At 42.6% G+C, this 17,689-nt stretch carries 13 protein-coding genes; 8 read left to right on the top strand and 5 right to left on the bottom strand.

Annotated features, from left to right (window positions below; all coding sequences use genetic code 11):
• Window positions 1–177 precede the first annotated feature (177 nt).
• Complete coding sequence (locus B4K26_RS07180) at window positions 178–438, bottom strand: DUF1289 domain-containing protein (RefSeq protein WP_296244453.1); 261 nt, start codon at window positions 436–438, stop codon at window positions 178–180.
• Between the two features lie 187 nt (window positions 439–625).
• Between B4K26_RS07180 and B4K26_RS07175 the strand changes: the two genes are divergently transcribed.
• From B4K26_RS07175 to B4K26_RS07165, 3 genes are all read left to right on the top strand, one after another.
• Window positions 626–1,258, top strand: coding sequence for a YqiA/YcfP family alpha/beta fold hydrolase (locus tag B4K26_RS07175; protein ID WP_296244450.1), 633 nt, complete (start codon window positions 626–628; stop codon window positions 1,256–1,258).
• 122 nt (window positions 1,259–1,380) lie between these two features.
• Window positions 1,381–3,267 carry a DNA topoisomerase IV subunit B gene (gene parE, locus B4K26_RS07170; protein WP_296244448.1) on the top strand — a complete coding sequence of 629 codons (1,887 nt, stop codon included), beginning with the start codon at window positions 1,381–1,383 and terminating at the stop codon, window positions 3,265–3,267.
• Window positions 3,268–3,426: 159 nt separating this feature from the next.
• Window positions 3,427–4,122, top strand: coding sequence for a lysophospholipid acyltransferase family protein (locus B4K26_RS07165; RefSeq protein ID WP_296244446.1), 696 nt, complete (start codon window positions 3,427–3,429; stop codon window positions 4,120–4,122).
• Between the two features lie 123 nt (window positions 4,123–4,245).
• Here the strand turns inward: B4K26_RS07165 and B4K26_RS07160 are convergent, their stop codons facing one another.
• Window positions 4,246–5,028 carry an SDR family NAD(P)-dependent oxidoreductase gene (locus B4K26_RS07160; protein WP_296244443.1) on the bottom strand — a complete coding sequence of 261 codons (783 nt, stop codon included), beginning with the start codon at window positions 5,026–5,028 and terminating at the stop codon, window positions 4,246–4,248.
• 282 nt (window positions 5,029–5,310) lie between these two features.
• On the opposite strand from B4K26_RS07160, the gene B4K26_RS07155 reads away from it, so the two are divergent.
• A complete protein-coding gene (locus B4K26_RS07155; protein ID WP_296244441.1) occupies window positions 5,311–6,630 on the top strand; it encodes a hypothetical protein in 1,320 nt (439 codons plus the stop codon).
• A gap of 121 nt (window positions 6,631–6,751) precedes the next feature.
• On the opposite strand, the gene B4K26_RS07150 is transcribed toward B4K26_RS07155, so the two are convergent.
• Window positions 6,752–8,521, bottom strand: coding sequence for a mechanosensitive ion channel (locus B4K26_RS07150; RefSeq protein ID WP_296244439.1), 1,770 nt, complete (start codon window positions 8,519–8,521; stop codon window positions 6,752–6,754).
• 426 nt (window positions 8,522–8,947) lie between these two features.
• Between B4K26_RS07150 and B4K26_RS07145 the strand changes: the two genes are divergently transcribed.
• Window positions 8,948–9,679, top strand: a complete 732-nt coding sequence (locus tag B4K26_RS07145; protein WP_296244437.1) for an FKBP-type peptidyl-prolyl cis-trans isomerase — start codon at window positions 8,948–8,950, stop codon at window positions 9,677–9,679.
• Between the two features lie 150 nt (window positions 9,680–9,829).
• On the opposite strand, the gene argA is transcribed toward B4K26_RS07145, so the two are convergent.
• Window positions 9,830–11,152: an amino-acid N-acetyltransferase gene (gene argA / locus B4K26_RS07140; protein ID WP_296244435.1), complete on the bottom strand. Its 1,323-nt coding sequence runs from the start codon at window positions 11,150–11,152 to the stop codon at window positions 9,830–9,832.
• 478 nt (window positions 11,153–11,630) lie between these two features.
• Here argA and B4K26_RS07135 point away from each other — a divergent pair, with 478 nt between their 5' ends.
• On the top strand, window positions 11,631–12,218 hold the full coding sequence (locus tag B4K26_RS07135) for a hypothetical protein (RefSeq protein WP_296244433.1): 588 nt from the start codon (window positions 11,631–11,633) through the stop codon (window positions 12,216–12,218).
• Window positions 12,219–12,343: 125 nt separating this feature from the next.
• Here B4K26_RS07135 and B4K26_RS07130 read toward each other — a convergent pair whose 3' ends face one another.
• Window positions 12,344–13,312: a patatin-like phospholipase family protein gene (locus B4K26_RS07130; RefSeq protein ID WP_296244432.1), complete on the bottom strand. Its 969-nt coding sequence runs from the start codon at window positions 13,310–13,312 to the stop codon at window positions 12,344–12,346.
• Window positions 13,313–13,627: 315 nt separating this feature from the next.
• On the opposite strand from B4K26_RS07130, the gene recG reads away from it, so the two are divergent.
• Window positions 13,628–15,943: an ATP-dependent DNA helicase RecG gene (gene recG / locus B4K26_RS07125; protein ID WP_409521394.1), complete on the top strand. Its 2,316-nt coding sequence runs from the start codon at window positions 13,628–13,630 to the stop codon at window positions 15,941–15,943.
• A gap of 436 nt (window positions 15,944–16,379) precedes the next feature.
• Window positions 16,380–17,477, top strand: a complete 1,098-nt coding sequence (locus B4K26_RS07120; protein ID WP_296244430.1) for an OmpW/AlkL family protein — start codon at window positions 16,380–16,382, stop codon at window positions 17,475–17,477.
• The last annotated feature ends 212 nt before the right edge of the window (window positions 17,478–17,689 follow it).

Here is a 17,689-nt window from a genome sequence, read left to right as displayed (position 1 = left end):
CATCGTCAGCTCTCTATTCTAGGTTCGCCCCCAACGTTAATTCGTTGGGGGCTTTTCTTTGGCTGAGGGTTTATATACAGTCAGTAGATTTGTAATGTAGTTTTCACTCTATATTTGAATGGTTGATTTTCAATGTTAGTGATAAGTTTGTTAAATATAAAGTATGTTCTTTATCTCTTAAAACAACTTACCCGTCTCTACCGCTTCCTCAAAATCAAACCCTAACTGCTCACCCTTACGCTGCCGCATTTGGTCAATACGTTGCTTACGTCCTACAATCAGCCTCAATACCTCTCTGCGCTGTTCGGTGCTCATGCTTAGCCACAGCTGACGTTCGGGGCGACTTCGTAGACAACCAAAGCAATAACCTTTTTTATTGCTGGTACAAACGCCAATGCAAGGGTTATCGATGTCAAACAGTTCAATCTGCTCACTCATGACATCTCCTTATCTTGTTATTTAATTAAAATAGGTGTTTTGATATGGCATTCACGTTAATCTAAATTGACTATGGATCGGCGTTTTTAGCACTATTAACCTCATATTACTGGTGTTATGCTCATTATCTACTAATTTTCTGATTATCAATTTTATAGTATACCGAATGTCAAAGATGAGATTGCATATGAATGTTGTGTACGTCCATGGATTAGATAGTGATGCCAACTCTACTAAAGGTTTGTTATTAGAAGAATATTGTGAGAAATACTATTCTAATATTAAAATATATCGTCCAGATTTAAACCAGAATCCTGAGCAAGTGTTTAGCTGTTTGACTGATCTGGTTGCTGAATTGAATCAAGATGCTAAAACCGTATTGATAGGTAGCTCACTGGGCGGCTATTTTTCTACTTTGGTTAGCAACCATACCGGTTGTCCAGCTTTATTATTAAATCCAAGCACTCAGCCACATATTACTCTCAAGCGATTTACTAAAGATTTTGCTATAGAGAATGATATCGAAGAACAGAATATAAGTAATCGGATTATTCATTCAACCGTGGGCGGCTGGGATATCACCCATTCAGATCTGCAATGGTTTGCAGCGTACCAATTATCGAGCGTGAATTATCCTAATAAAGTTGTTGCACTCATCAAAGAAAGTGACGAGTTGCTAAATCCTAAGCTTTCTAAAAAATTTTATAAAGAGCAAGGAGCGATAGTAGTCATGCAAAAAGGCGGCGATCATCGTTTTAGTGATTTTGCTGAGCAATTACCCATGATTATTGAAAGATTGCAACAGTTAGTATCAGCGTGAGTTAAATTTTAAATAGACGACATTATCTGACGCGAGCGACTGAGTATTAACCTTAACGTCACTATTTTTCGTTATAATGGTTTCATAGAATTAATCGCACATGAATAATTAAGGATGCATTTGTGAGTCAGTATAATGCGCAATCGTTAGAAGTTTTAGAAGGTCTTGAGCCCGTCCGTCGTCGTCCAGGAATGTATACGGATACCACACGTCCCAACCACCTGGCCCAAGAAGTCATTGATAACTCAGTCGATGAGGCGTTGGCTGGCTATGCGAAGACAATCAAAGTCCAGCTGCATAGTGATGGCTCGCTATCGGTAGAAGATGATGGTCGCGGTATGCCAACCGATATCCATCCTGAGTTTGGTCAGTCAGGAATTGAGCTGATTTTAACTCGTTTGCATGCAGGCGGTAAGTTTTCGACCTCTAATTATGAAGTGTCAGGCGGTTTGCACGGTGTTGGTATTTCTGTGGTCAATGCTTTATCGACGCGCGTTGAGGTGACGGTATGGCGCGACAGTAACCAGTTTGATATGGCATTTGAAAACGGTGCGCCAGTCACGTTATTAACGGAGTCGGTTAGTTCAAACAAACGTAAACGTGGCACGCGAGTTAAGTTTTGGGCAGATGGGAATTTTTTTGATACGCCAAAATTTAACATTAAACAGCTTAAGCACAATTTAAAGGCCAAAGCCGTGCTTGCCGCTGGATTGACGATTGAATTTATCGATGATATCAATAATGAAAAAGTCGTTTGGCAGTTTACCGACGGGGTGGTTGAATATTTAAATGAGCAGTTAGATGGTTTAGAGACGCTACCTGAGGCACCATTTTATTATAATCACGATGCTAAAGCTGGCGAACGCGCTGCTATTACCTTTGTCTTGTCTTGGTTACCTGATGGTGGCACGCCAATTCAAGAAAGTTATGTGAATTTGATTCCGACGGCGCAGGGCGGAACGCATGTTAATGGTTTACGAACTGGTATTTTAGAGGCGCTGCGCGAGTTTTGTGATATCCATAATTTATTGCCGCGCAATGTTAAATTAACGGCTGAAGATGTTTGGGATGGCGTCAATTATATCTTGTCGCTGAAGTTTTCTGAACCGCAGTTTTCTGGCCAAACTAAAGAACGTTTATCGAGCCGTGAGGCGGCAGGTGCGGTTCAGACCTTAGCCAAAGATGCCTTTAGCTTATGGTTAAATCAGCATGCCGATATGGGGACACAAATCGCAGAATTGGCGATTAATAAAGCAGGGCGCCGTCTAAAATCTGCCAAAAAAGTTGCGCGTAAAAAGATTACTCAAGGTCCTGCTCTGCCCGGTAAGCTCGCTGACTGCCGCGGAAATTTACGCGATGGCGCAGAGTTGTTTTTGGTCGAAGGGGATTCTGCAGGTGGTTCAGCCAAGCAAGCGCGCGACCGTCATTATCAAGCGATATTGCCGCTGCGTGGTAAGATTTTGAACACGTGGGAAGTATCGTCAGATACGGTTCTTTCAAGCCAAGAGATTCACGATATTGCTATTGCCATTGGCGTTGATCCTGCCTCGGATGATTTGTCTGAGCTGCGTTATGACAAGATATGTATTTTGGCAGATGCTGACTCTGATGGTTTGCATATCGCCACGCTTATCTGTGCGTTGTTTGTTAAGCATTTTCCCGCTTTAGTCGATGCAGGTCATTTATTCGTAGCCATGCCGCCGCTTTACCGCGTTGATGTGGGAAAAGAGGTGCATTATGCGTTAGACGAGTCTGAGCTTGAGCACATATTAGCCAATGTTCCGGGCAATAAAAAAGCCCAAATCACGCGCTTTAAGGGGCTTGGTGAGATGAGTGCCGAGCAGCTTCGCGAAACGACCATGAATCGTGACACCCGCCGCTTGGTGCAGTTAGATATGGATGACATGTTACTGACCAACAACGTCATGGATATGCTGTTGGCCAAAAAACGTGCGTCTGACCGTAAGTCGTGGCTTGAGCATAAAGGCAATTTAGCGGAGATTTCGTAGCTTTACATTGTAGGGTGTTTATAGACATCATATTCAATCTAACAGTCTACTTATATTTATGATTGAATAAGATACTATGCAATAAAACCGTGTAAAATTCAGTTTAATATCACAAGCTTAGTGTTATTATGTGAGCATCTTTTATTGGATGGTGCCGTCATGACATCAAAGTTTTTTAAGCGTTCCAAAGCGGCTGTTTCTACTCCTATGCGGTCAAAAGTGTTACCAAGTTTGAGTAAAAACCAACTGGGTCATTTGGTGCCAAAACGTGGTAATGAATTTGCGCCAAGGATTGGAGCCGCACTTTTAAAAGCCGCGGGCTGGCGTACCGTTGGCGAGATTCCAAATATCCCTCAGGCCGTGGTCTTGGCTTTGCCACATACCTCTAACGTCGATGGTATTTACGCGATTCCCAGTTTATTTGCCCTAGATTTAAAAATCAGCATCATGGGCAAACACACGTTATTTAGAGTGCCTGTATTTGCGCAGCTGTTAAAGTGGATTGGGGTTATTCCTATTGACCGCGCTAATAAAGGCTCGGTGCTGCAAGCCAGTATTGATAAATTCAAAACTGGCAAACCACTGTTTTTGGGCTTAGCGCCAGAAGGTACGCGCCAATATACCAAAGACTGGAAAACGGGATTTTATTATTTAGCGATGGGTGCTGGTGTCCCCATTTTGCCTATCGCCATGGATTATAAAACCAAGGAAATTCGTTTTATGTCGCCCATTTATCCAACGGGAGACATTGACGTCGATTTGCCAAAAATTTATGCGCAGTATCGAGGGGTAGTACCAAGGCACCCTGAGCGTTTATCGCAGCCGCTACAGGATATCAATAATTTAGTTGAGTAAATTTTCTTTTTTTTCACTAAGTATTATAACTAAGAAGCCTCTGATATTGAGATATCAGAGGCTTCTTTTTTAATTTTAAATAATGAATATTCCTACCTCGTGGTTTTTTTAGGTTACTGGCTGTTAAAAATGCGGCTGACCATTAGATGCACTGACTCCACCATCAACGGGTAAATTAACGCCAGTAATCATAGAGGCATCATCGCTTGCTAAAAAAGTAATGGCGGCAGCGATATCTTCTGGCTTAGCCATACGTCCAAGGGGGCAACGGTCTAAAAACTTATTCGTTTTGCTGTCGTTATCTTGAATGGCGCTGGTCATCTCAGTTGCCGTCACACTTGGGTTAACAGCGTTGACGCGCACGCCATCTGCGCCGTGATCTAGCGCTAGCGTACGAGTTAAATTACTGATACCGGCTTTGGCAGCATTATAGGCCGCCATATTCCAGTCACCACCGACACCAGACAGTGACGAGACATTGATAATGTTGCCTTTGGAGGCAATTAGATGCGGCATGGCAGCCTGACAAACATAAAAAGTGCCATTTAAATTCACGTCGATGGCTAATTTCCAATCTTCAGAAGACAGCTCGGTGATTTTGCCTTGCATAGCTTTGCCAGCGTTGTTTACCAAGACGTCAATGGTCTCAAACTTATCAATGACTCTTTTCATCATTTCTTGAACTTGGCCCTCTACACTGATATCGCAGACGACAGTCAAAAAATTGTCAGTATGAATCCAAGTTCGATCTTGCGGAAACGCTTTTGCCGTTTCTTCTAGTGTTTGCACCGTGCGGCCAACTAAAACCACGTTGGCGCCTTCCTGAGCAAAACGAATGGCAGTTGCGCGGCCGATACCTGAACCTGCGCCCGTGACGATGACAGTTTTTTCTTTAAAGCGTTTCATGATGTTCCGTCCTTGTTATCATACGAGTGCGATTATATAAATAAAAATATTAAGCAAGCGCTATGGCAATTGATAGCCCATTAAATGCGGCGCGAATCTGCTGGCTTTTGTGTCATCATAACAACTCACTGCTATAAATGCGACTATGTATAATTGCTATAATCACGCTTATATCGTTTAATTTTATGTCAAAACTTTGCCAATAATTATGACAATAGCATAATCTGTCTCAGCGGCAAGATATTGACTGCCATATATATTTGATACGAAAAGGTTGCGGCAGTGCCCAATTTGACTACAGTGATATCTGATAAAAACTATCTTGGCGATGAGTTAGCTTGCTACCTGCAATCTGAGACATCAGGAATTATTTTGCCTAATTTTCAAGCGTTTGTGACTGACGATAAAGCACAATATAATGCGCAAAAATTTACTTATCAACTGCCATTAGGTCGATTACAACTATTAAAACTGATCATCTATTTGCCTGAAGATACGGCCTTGGCTGATATCGAAAGTGTGCGTAAAACTGCTATTAAATCAGGATTGGCATGGCAAAAAGAGTATTTGTTTACGCATAAAGACACTCTAGAACCTACGATTGAGATTCTAGTGTTTGATATTCAATTTAAAAATGAGAGTCATCATTCAAACAGATTTACTTATAAAAATACTCATAATCGCGCAGGAAAGCGTCTAAAGCATGAATTTACTGCTCAGTATTTTACGGAAGAGATAAGACAGAGCAAGCAATCACTACAGATATTTGGCTGGCACGACTGGCAGTTGATACTAAAGGCGCTACACACGCCAAGCGAGTTATGGCGATTTTTACAGTATCATTTAGAGCAGAGGCAACATAGTGATAGTAGCCATATAAACAGGCTTAAATCTGAAGAAGCGATAGTGAGTGATTTTCTAAATAGCCCTGATATATTTGCGCAAGCCATCGCTATAGACAATGAACTGATTAAATACAGGATGCAAGATAAGCCTAATTCTGCTCTGATTGCGATGGTACTGGCCCAAAAAAGTCATAATACGACCATCCAGATGTATCAGCAGCACATGGCACAGGCGGCTGTACTATGGTCGCAGATGAGTAGTGAAATGCTAAAAATATATAGTGATAATTTACAAAAAAATGATGACCAAGCGTCTTCAGCAATAGATCTTTCTTATTGGCAACAGCAAATACTCAATGAATCTTTATTTTCACGGCATGAGCTGATTCGTACATTGTATCGCCATCCGAAGCAAGAACAGAAATTACAACAACAAGGTTATATCATCCATCAACACTCCTATGAGTCTTTAGGTCGGCATTATGTGCTGATATTTTACGGCCAAGATGCAGAAGGGCAAAATAGTAAAAAGGTTATTCAACCAAATTTAGCGAAAATCGCTTTGGATGTTGCCACGCGCTTACCGCTAGCGGAGTTGCATCACGTTATTGTACTGGGAATAGATTTTGTTCATGAGGCTAATGATACTTTTATTGACATCGATTTGTGGGTTCAACCAGTTGCGGCCATGAGTCAGCGAGAGCGTCAGCTAACCAAGCAAATACAGCAATTGCAACAGCAAAACCTAAAGCCATAGATAAGCCAAAATTAATTATAAAGTATGCTCTGCTACGGCTATATATTTGAGATATTTATTCAAACTCATAAAAGAAGACAGCCTAGGCTGTCTTCTTTTTAAATTCAAATATAATCAATACTTACTTGTTATTGATGTCGTCGTTTAGACCGCTATCAGTACCAGGCAGTAAATTATTGTTGTTAATACCCTCATCAGTGATACTACCGCCAGTAACGTTGTTGTTTACACGCTTGTTAGCCGTGTTTTCAATATCAGAGGTATTGATAGTATCGGTATTAACGCGAGTCGTATCAACAACATCCGTATGGATATCGGTGGTTGACGTTGATGTTGAAGGTGACGCTGGCGTAGCGGTTGGCGTGTTCTCACGAACTGCCGCCGCAACTTTATCCTGAGTTGACGAGTTAGGTGTCAAAGCAGATTTTGCTTTTGCTTCGTCATGCTCTCTGTCCATCTTGTCCTGCATTTTACGCAAGAAACGCGCAGCTGCTTCTTGACCACCAAGACCGAATGATAGAGCAAATGCTACCGCAACGGCACCCAGAGTTAGACCAAATGCAAGGTTAACAATAGAGTCGGCAATACCCATCGCTTTTAGACCCATGGCTAATACTAAGCCCATGATTAAGACACGGACGATATTTGCTAAGAACTGCGAACCCTGTTCAGAGCGTTCAACGACACCAGCGATAATGTTGGCAAGCCAAAAACCAATAAACAGGATGACCGCGCCTAAGATAATATTGGCACCAAAAGCAATGAACATCGTGACGATGGCTGAAATCGCTTCAAAACCTAGTAAATCAGCGGCAGCGATAGCGGCAAACAACATTGCAAAGAAGATAATCGCATAACCGACTAGGTCAGAGATTTTCTTATCCCCCATCGTTTGCTGTAAACCTACTTTTGCAGGCAACTGATTAACTTGGGTGTTTTCAAGTAGACCTTTGATGATGTTGGCAACCATACGAACAACATAGAAGGTGACGATTAAAATCGCAGCTGCCATAAAGATATTTGGCAAGGCTTCCATAATTTTGTTCAGCATATTGGTTGCAGGGCGTGCAATCACATCAATTTTCAAAGCATTTAAAGCGGCAATAATCGTTGGAATGATCACTACCAAAAACGCCAGTGAACCTGCAATATTCGGTAAGCTGTTCTGTTCGCTTAAACCTGCTCTTGATGCCAGTTTTTGCACATCAAACGTAGACACTAGGTTGGTCACAATGCCGCGTACGACTTTGGCGATGATATAACCCACCACGAAGACCACACCAGCAATAAGAATGTTAGGAATAAAGCTAAAGATTTTATCAACCATATTGGTCAATGGTGCAAATAAACCATCAAGCTCTAACTGACCAAGTACCATGGTCAATACAACTAATAGGATGAACCAGTAAACCATATCAGCAATGGTGCTGCTCATCGGTTTTACGCCCGCTTTGGCGCTTAAACGCTCATCCATCGAGGTTTTTGCTAAGGCAGCATTGATTGCTGTTCGTGCAACGGTAGCAATCACCCAACCAATCACACCCACTGCAATTGCAGCGATAAGATTCGGGATAAAGGTCAAGACTTGGTTGACCATGTTAGCAAATGGCGCTGAAATGGAATTTAGATTTAGCTGACTTAGCGCGCCAGAGATAGCGATGATAAAAATAAACCAAAAGACGATTTTTGAGATAATACCTTCTAAATCGTAGCTTTTACCGGTTGAAGAATTCATACGCTGGTTGAGATTTATTTTTGACAACACACCGCGTACGAGGGCAGCGATACCCAGTGCCACGAGCCAGCCAATGATAAAAATCAAAATAGCGCCAATGATGGAACCAATAGGGCCACCAAGATAACCATTGAACGATGTATACATTGGATTCATCCTGTCCTCCTTTAATGATTATGTATTAGCCAATAAACAATTTATGCTTTTTACTTTATCAGTAGATATAAGCATCATTGTTTGTCGCCAACACATACCTGATTATTAGTATTTTTAATTGAAATTATTTTGGAATGGGATTGAAAAGATATAGGTCAACATCCTGTACGATTGATAACAAAATCTACGTTCTGTTACTTCTTACCTTAACCAATTTAGCTTAGCGGAAGTAATGAGGGATTTAAAGATAGAAAGCTTAACCTCTTACTATAGTTGTGTGATAAGTTGTTATTTTTGTAGCGGAAATTAACATAGACTGTACATTTGACCGATAATTTCAAGGGAATCGTAGCTCCTAAAACTAAGATTTGCTATGATAGAAGAATGTGACATCTCGCCACTATCCTTACAATTTGAGAGTATTCTATGAAAAAAATTACTACCTTAAGCATTAGTGCACTTGCTAGTGCGATGTTATTAGTTACCGGCTGTAATGCTAGTAATGGCAATAAAGAAAGCGCCAGCAAAAGCGTTTCAGTAACTGAAAAAAGCCCAGCCAATGAAAAAGTGGGTTACAGCTTGGGTTATATGATGGCAGAAGGTAATAAAGAAGCGGTCGGCGATCTGAACCTTGATACCTTTGAAAAAGGCTTCCGTGACGGCTACGAAGGTAAAGACTCAGCATTGACGCAAGAACAAATGCAGGAAGTGTTGATGACCTATCAAAAAGAACAAGAAGAGAAGTTCGTCAAGGAGATGGAAGGCAAAGCTGAAGATAACAAAACCAAAGGTGCGGCGTTCTTAGCAGAAAACGGTAAAAAAGAAGGCGTCAAAACTACTGCTTCTGGCTTACAGTATAAAGTATTGACCCCAGGTACTGGCAAATCACCAAAAGCAACCGACGTGGTTGAAGTCAACTACGAAGGTAAATTGATTGACGGTACGGTGTTTGACAGCTCTTATGAGCGCGGTGAGCCAATTGAATTCCCACTAAACCAAGTTATCGCTGGCTGGACAGAAGGTCTACAGTTGATGAAAGAGGGCGGCAAATACGAATTTTACATCCCATCAGATATTGCTTATGGCGAAGCGGGCAACGCAGGTATCGAGCCAAACAGCACGCTTATCTTTACCGTTGAGCTATTAAAGGTAAAATAAGGCGTTATTGGACTTTTGACCTTTTTAAGCCACAGTGGTTATAAAAGAACGGTTATGAAGTATAAAAAAGCCCTCATGTATTATGAGGGCTTTTTAGTGGGAGAGAATTAAGTCAGTCGTTTATAAATCCGTGAATAATTAACTCGATGTTTACAGCGTTTTTTGGAACACTTTAGAATTACGACCGTTATTGTATTTCTCACGGCGCGCTTCTGGTAGAGCGCTGGCTTCAACTTCAGCAAAACCTTGCTCGACAAACCAATGCGCGGTACGAGTGGTTAAGACAAATAATTTATGTAGGCCATGGCTTCGTGCTTGTTGCTCCAAAAATGCCAGCAAGTCAGCACCGCGGTTGCCACTACGGTATTCAGGGTGAACTGCCACGCAAGCAACTTCAGCCGAATTGTCGTCTAATGGATAAAGCGCTGCACAACCTAAAACCATTCCGTCGCGCTCAATGACGCTATAGTGGTCAATTTCTTGTTCTAAGCGCTCGCGTGAGCGGCTGACTAAGATGCCTTGTTCTTCTAGCGGAGATAATAGCTCAAGCAGCCCGACTACATCGTCGATATTGGCACGGCGAATTTCTTCGTAAGGGTCATGACTAATCAAAGTTCCAGAACCATCACGGGTGAACAGCTCTTCGAGTAGCGCGCCATCTTTGGCGTAAGAAATAATATGGGTACGATGAACGCCTTGACGGCAAGCATTACTGGCGCAGCTTAAAAAGTAATTAATCTCACAATTTAAGTCACGGTCACGTAAGAAGCGATCGACTTCATTTGGAATCATCTCACGTAGCAGGCGGTCATCATGGTTGATGCCAGCTTCTTCGCCTAAAAATATTAGCTTATCCGCGCCAAGCGCTACGGCAGCGCTAAGCGCGACGTCTTCAGCCAATAAGTTAAACACTTCACCAGTCGCTGAATAACCCATCGAGCCTAAAATCACAATATGATCGTGTAATAGGTTGTTTTTAATGGCCTCAACATCGATAGAGCGAACTTCTCCGGTCATCTGATAATCGACACCATCACGAATACCGTAAGGACGGGCGGTGACAAAGTTACCCGAAACCGCGTCAATGCGCGAGCCATACATCGGTGAGTTTGCTAGGCCCATCGATAACTGGGCTTCGATTTGCAAACGAATGGCGCCAACGGCTTGTAAGATAGCGGGCATGGCAACGCGCGGGGTGACGCGAATATCTTGATGCAATGGCGAGGTAATCTGAGCGTCTTTTAAGTTTTTTTCGATTTGCGGTCGTGCCCCGTGCACTAATACCAATTTGATCCCAAGACTGTGCAATAAAGCAAAGTCATGAATCAGCGTGCTAAAATTGGGATGATTGACCGCCTCACCACCAAACATAATCACGAAAGTCTTACCGCGATGGGTGTTAATGTAAGGGGCGGAGTTACGGAACCAATGGACGTATTCAGGATTGATCTGTGGCATGGCGCTAGTAGTCATAATGGGAGCAATAGTCGTTAGAATAAGAAAAAGAGCGTGACAGAGCAAGCCTGTCGCTAATGAATTACCATAGCAAAAAACGCTGTTATGAGCTATCTTTTATTTCAGGCACGTTAAGAAGTCTTGGTAGTCAATAGATGATATACACAACCTCAACACGGGGTTAGTGTGCCAAGAAATGCTTTTTGATATGCTAAGCGCTATTGCTTTAGCGATAGCTTACGCAGATAATTGATAAAAATAACAATCGCCAAAAATGGTGACGGTAAAAAGTTAACATTAACCGTGATAGCAATATATGATGATGTTTAAGTAATCAGTTAACTGTTTGAGCAATCGGACAGTTGCTTGCTTAGCATCCAATGTTTTAAAAACTGGCCAGTTTTACTAGCTTCGTTTTACCGACATGCGCTTTATAAAGAAATCGTTTTATCGATATACTGTTTTACCGATACATTAACTAGGGATAATGAATGTCATGAAGAAAAGTAACCATTTTGCAAACCCATTCAGTGCATGGAGCGGACACCGCTTATTTCATGTTGTTGCTGGTACGCTTGTTGGCGTGATGGCCGTGACACAGGCGTCAGCGATGTTGCCAACGCCAGAACAAGCCGTTGACAATTCAGTGGCAGTTCAGTCAAACGCTAATCCGGCCAGTAGCTCAAACGCCCAAGCAGTTAATAGCAAAATCACCGCGTCACTGGTTAGTGTCGATGCCAATGGTCAGGAGCTATTGGTGCCTGTTAATGCCAATACGCGCTTACAGTCGGGAAATGTTTTGGAATATCATGGCTATTTTACCAATACCAATGCTGATCGCGTACGCAAAATGACGGTTACCATGAGCATTCCAGAGCAAGTAGAGTTGCTACGTGCGGTATCGCCTGATTTCCCCTATGGCAGTGCCGATGGCGATACGTTTGCTCGAATGCCATTACGCGGTAAGGTTGACAACCAATTGCAAGAAATCCCGTTAAAATACTATAAAGCGGTGCGCTGGGATTTAGAAGGCGTTGGTCTAAATGATACGGTCGTGGTCAAATATCGTGCGCGCGTTAAATAAGTTGTTTGGCTAATATTTGCATTAACAAAAAAGCACCTCAGTCTATGCTGCGGTGCTTTTTTGTTTTCAATTTTGAAGAGTTGGATTGAGTAAAATAACTATTTATAGGGGAGGTAACTTCTACATTAGAGCGTTGCCAATTTACTTTGTGCTTTGTCTTTCAATGACTGCTCTTTAATAAGTTGTTTAATGGCATTCATTTGCGCGGCAGTCGCTTGCGTGCCCGCCGTCATTAACGCGCGACGCTGGCTAGTATCTAGCGAGCTAATATGACCGACATTTGGGACAATGACAATGTCAGCACGATCGCGTTCGCGGCGCATTGCCGTAGAACGATTAATTCCCGCTTGGCTAACAGTTGAGGCATTAGCAAGATTTGTGACGACAGTACTCTCAAGAAAGCTCCAAAAACTGGTTAATGGATTAATAGTCGTCGGCATTTTGCTATTAGCGGAAGTATTAACGTTAGCAGCCGTCACATCAACAGCAATAATAATATCGGCCCCTAAATCACGGGCGGTATCGACTGGTACTAAACTGACCACTCCGCCATCGATATACTTTTTACCACCTTTTTCGGGAATGCGCGGCGCAATAAAGATATTGGGAACACTGCACGATGCTTGAACCGCAAGACCCGTATCACCACTTGTAAAAATGGCTTTTTTTAACGTGTGTTTTTCGGCAGCAACCGCGGCAAAGCTGATCGGCAAATTCTCTATGGTACGTCCGCCAATTTTAGTATTAATAAAGTTTTTTAGCTTAATACCTTCAATAAAACCTTGATTGGATAAGGTAAAATCTGTCAATTCATTATCAGAAGTGTTCAGTGCTAAGTGCTCAAGCTGATTGGCGTTATAACCGCTGGCATATAAGCTGCCAACCAAACTACCGACACTGGTACCGACCACTAGTGTTGGTGTGATACCATTTTCTTCAAGCGCCTTAATCACGCCAATATGGGCAAAGCCTTTAGCACCGCCGCCGCCTAAAACTAAGGCGACTTTTGGTTGGTTGATTATAGGTGTGACGGTTTCAGTGATCGGCGGTAGACTTTGACAGGCGCTGATAAGCAACCCCAAAATACTAAGCATACTAAACCGTCGTAAAAAATGACGAGAGGAAAAATAGTTAAAAGGTAAGGACATAAAAAACCTTAACAAAAATCGTCGTAAAGAAATAAATGATTGCATGCTACGCTATTCAACAATGAGAATGCAGAAATCAGCTAGACGCCGTATTGTTAAATAGCTTAGCATAAGCAAGCGCCTTATCCGTTATAATCATTATGACTGAACGTTTTATCGCAGCTTGATGATAGTTTTTATAAGTCGGTGCAGAAGTTAACGTACAGATTTTAAAAACTCGCTTAGCAATTAACATGTATATTCATTTTGTTAGGATTATTGATGCCCAAATCGGTAAATCACGCTACTACCCTTAACCCATCAGAAGCTATAAGGTCTGACATGCCCATCTCAGCGCTTGATATGCCGGTGACAGCGCTAGCAGGTGTGGGATCCAAAGTGGCGGAGCAATTGTCTCAATTGGGAATTGAGCGTATTTTTGATTTGCTGCTGCATTTGCCGCGTGATTACGAAGATCGTAGCCGACTGGTATCGATAGCTGATGTGGCGCATGGACAAGCCGCTTTAATTACCGGGCGCGTGGTGCATGTCGATACTAAGCGCAGTGGCATGACCGTGATCGTAGATGATGATACAGGTACGATATCGCTGCGTTTTTTTAAAGTATATCGCGGTCTGGCACAAACCATGAGTATCGGCACCCAGCTACAACTATTTGGTGAAGTTAAAGTCAGCCGTTATGGTAAGCAGATTCACCATCCTGAGTATCAGATTATCAGCAGTAACGAAGCCATCGTCAATACGGGACTTCAGCCAATTTATCCGAGCGTTAAAGGCTTACATCAAAATAAGCTACGAACGTTAATTAAACTTGCTTTGCAAACGGTTCGCACTCAAGGGTTACCGATGACCTTGTTTACGCCAGCCGACTTTGCCGTCGTTGCTGATTTACCGTTAGCACCTTTTGAGCCAACTAAGTCTCCAGTCGCAGAACCAGAATATTCAGATGATATCTTTTCGACCCTTGCACGTAGTGTGCCTGATAATTCGATAAACAATAATCGCCACACAGCCGCTACTAACGATATCGCTAATAATAACGTTTATAACTTAACGATATTTGAGGCCTTAGTATTGCTGCACACACCGCCGACTTATACCGATGCGGGGCGGCAGTATCAGCTGCTGACGCAGTTAAGCGCTCGAACCCATGCTGCTTGTCAGCGATTAATCATTGAAGAATTAACCGCACATCAACTTAGTCTGCTATATCGCCGTCAGCAATTACATCAGCATAAAGCACCCAAATGTACGATGAATAGCCCTCTGGCCGACAAGCTATTTGGCGCGTTGCCGTTTGATTTAACCAGCGCACAGCAACGAGTCATGAAAGATATCACAGCTGATATGGCGACTTCTATTCCGATGTTAAGGTTGGTGCAAGGGGATGTCGGAGCTGGCAAGACTTTAGTGGCAGCAGGTGCGGCAGGCTATGCGTTAGATAGTGGCTGGCAGGTAGCGGTCATGGCGCCGACGGAGATATTGGCAGAACAGCATTTGGTGAATTTTAAGCAATGGTTTGAACCTTTAGGGATTGGTGTCGGCTGGCTTGCTGGCAAACAAACGGCAAAGCAGCGCCGTGAAGCGTTAGAGGCGGTAAGCGAAAATACCGTACAAATCGTTGTCGGTACTCATGCATTGTTTCAAGAGCAGGTACAGTTTGCCAAATTGGGACTGGTTATTATTGATGAGCAGCATCGTTTTGGCGTTGAGCAGCGCATGGCCTTGACCAATAAGGGCGTGGCCAATAGTACCCCGCATCAGCTGATTATGACCGCAACGCCGATTCCGCGAACGCTTGCGATGAGTGTCTATGGTGATATGGATACCTCTATTATTGATGAGCTACCACCGGGAAGAACGCCAATTACCACTGTGACCATTGACCGTAATCGCCGCGATGAAGTGATTGAGCGTATTGCGGTTAATTGTGAGGCGGGCAGGCAAGCGTATTGGGTGTGCTCATTGGTAGAAGAATCTAGCGTGCTTGATGCACAGGCGGCAGAAGCAACTTTTGAGGACTTAAATGAGCGCTTAGATATTAGAATTGGCTTAGTACACGGAAAAATGAAATCCGCTGATAAACAAGCCATCATGCAAGAGTTTAAAGCGGGTAATTTAGATTTGTTGATTGCCACCACTGTTATCGAAGTTGGGGTTGATGTACCGAATGCGTCACTTATGGTGATTGAGAATGCCGAACGTTTGGGATTATCGCAATTACATCAGTTGCGCGGGCGGGTTGGACGCGGCTCGACCAAAAGTTTCTGCGTACTGTTATACCAAATGCCGTTGTCGGAGACGGGAACGGAGCGTTTAAATGTTCTGCGTGAAAGTACCGACGGTTTTGTTATTGCCCAAAAAGATTTAGAGCTGCGAGGCCCGGGCGAGTTATTAGGTAAACGCCAAACGGGAAACGTCGGTTATTATTTGGCGGACCTTATCCGTGATGAACAATTATTTGCCATTGCGCAGCGCTTAGCAAAACATCTCATTAGCGATCCGACGCGTAAAGCCGATGTCAGTCAGCTTATTCATCGCTGGATGCCTGAGGCAAGTCGTTATACCAATGCGTGATACCAATTGGGCGCGTCATTTTTTATTCTTAATTGTCATAAAAAAAGCCATTATTTCTAAGCAATAATGGCTTTTTTTATGATTTTTATAAGCTATTTATTAGCCTAAATAAACGCTCCATTTTATTTTTCATCAACTAATATTGACTTAGCTGTTCTCTAAAATTTCTTGATATGACCATTAGAGTGTGGCAGTTTACGGAAGTGGATTGTCAAATTGCGGTCCATTTACTTACTAAAATTTTGCTGTAGACCTATTTTTTTTATAACGATAGGTGGTTGAAATAGCTTATTTTTAGTCGTTTTACCAATTCTAACAGGACGTTAGAATAAGAACTTGATTGGCTTAATTCTGCCAGCTTTACCTGACCTGCTTAGTGATTACTGTGCCATTCATGCTTTTAATTAACGGCCTGAATTTTTTACAAGGATGTTTCATGAAAAAGACGTTAACCCTCGCTTGCGCTATCGCCGCACCCTTATTGTTTAGCCAGTCCGCTATTGCTGCATTCGATTATTTTAAAACCGATGGTAGCTTTAAACGCTTTTCTGTCTCTGCTGGTTGGCTGCACGCCTCACCGCAGGGCAAAGCCAATCCTATGCAAACCACGACTGTGATTAAAGATGGAACCGTTGCTAAGAATGGCAGTATCAAAGTCGATACGGTCAAAGATATTATCGATGATCCTAAAGAAGATGAGATAAATGGACTTTTAGATTTTGTAAGTTTAGGGAATGGCGACCTTGATTTAGGCAATGTTCCGGTATTAGGTAATCTTTCGGGTACTTCTGTGATTAACGGTCTAGGTGAGTGGACCAGTGCTGGAACAGGTCTTGAGGCTGATGATGCGGATACGGTAGGGTTGTTATTCAACTATTATATGAATGACAGGTGGTCAATGGAGCTAAAAGCGGGCATACCGCCCAAAGTCGATATTCTAGGTCAAGGTCAAGTGTTTGCTCCATTAACAGGCACAGTTACTCCTGGTAAGGTCATAGGGATACCATTACCTGAGTTTAATATTTCAAAAGATATTCCCATTACTGATTTAACTCAAGGCGGCGGTGTTGCGTCGTCTGCACGTGCTTGGTTACCAGCAGCGGAAGTTCACTATCAATTTGGCAAATCGGGCGTGAATAAATTCCGTCCTTATGTTGGTGCTGGTGTCCTTTATGCATACTTTAATGATATCGAGCTAAATGATGGTATTCGTAATGATTTGGAAATGGCTGGCCATCAAATACAAAATATTAAAGATGGAAAGGCAGGCGCGGCGTTAGAAGGGATAAAATCGAATCAGGGAATGAGCGTAGATGTTGAGGCAGATAGCTCTTTTGCGCCTATCTTTACTGTTGGCGCGACTTACGATTTCAATGATAGATGGTATGGTGTTGGTTCTGTATCCTACGCCAAACTAGACAGTGATACCACAATTACGGTCAAAAATGATTCTGGTGAGGAGTTGATCCGTGCAGGAACAACCCTTGATATCGATCCTTATATTACTTTCCTTGGCGTCGGCTATCGTTTCTAATAGACGAGGTATAAAAAGTCAAAAGTAGTGGTATGAGTCAACAATATAGCGCACATTCTTAGGGGTGTGCGTTGTGCTTTTTAAAAGATAAAAAAGGTCAATCTAGATCAATTTATTAACAAGCCGTTTTGCTTGTTTACCATTTTTATCATTTTCGCTTTGCAAATTTTTACGCCTATCCATGCTTAATAGCTGGCAAGCTTACGAACCTA

Source organism: Psychrobacter sp. UBA6766 (assembly GCF_002453355.1).
Taxonomy (GTDB): Bacteria; Pseudomonadota; Gammaproteobacteria; order Pseudomonadales; family Moraxellaceae; genus Psychrobacter.
The sequence above is the reverse complement of the archived record's forward strand: the minus strand, read 5'-3'. Positions and strand labels throughout refer to the sequence as shown.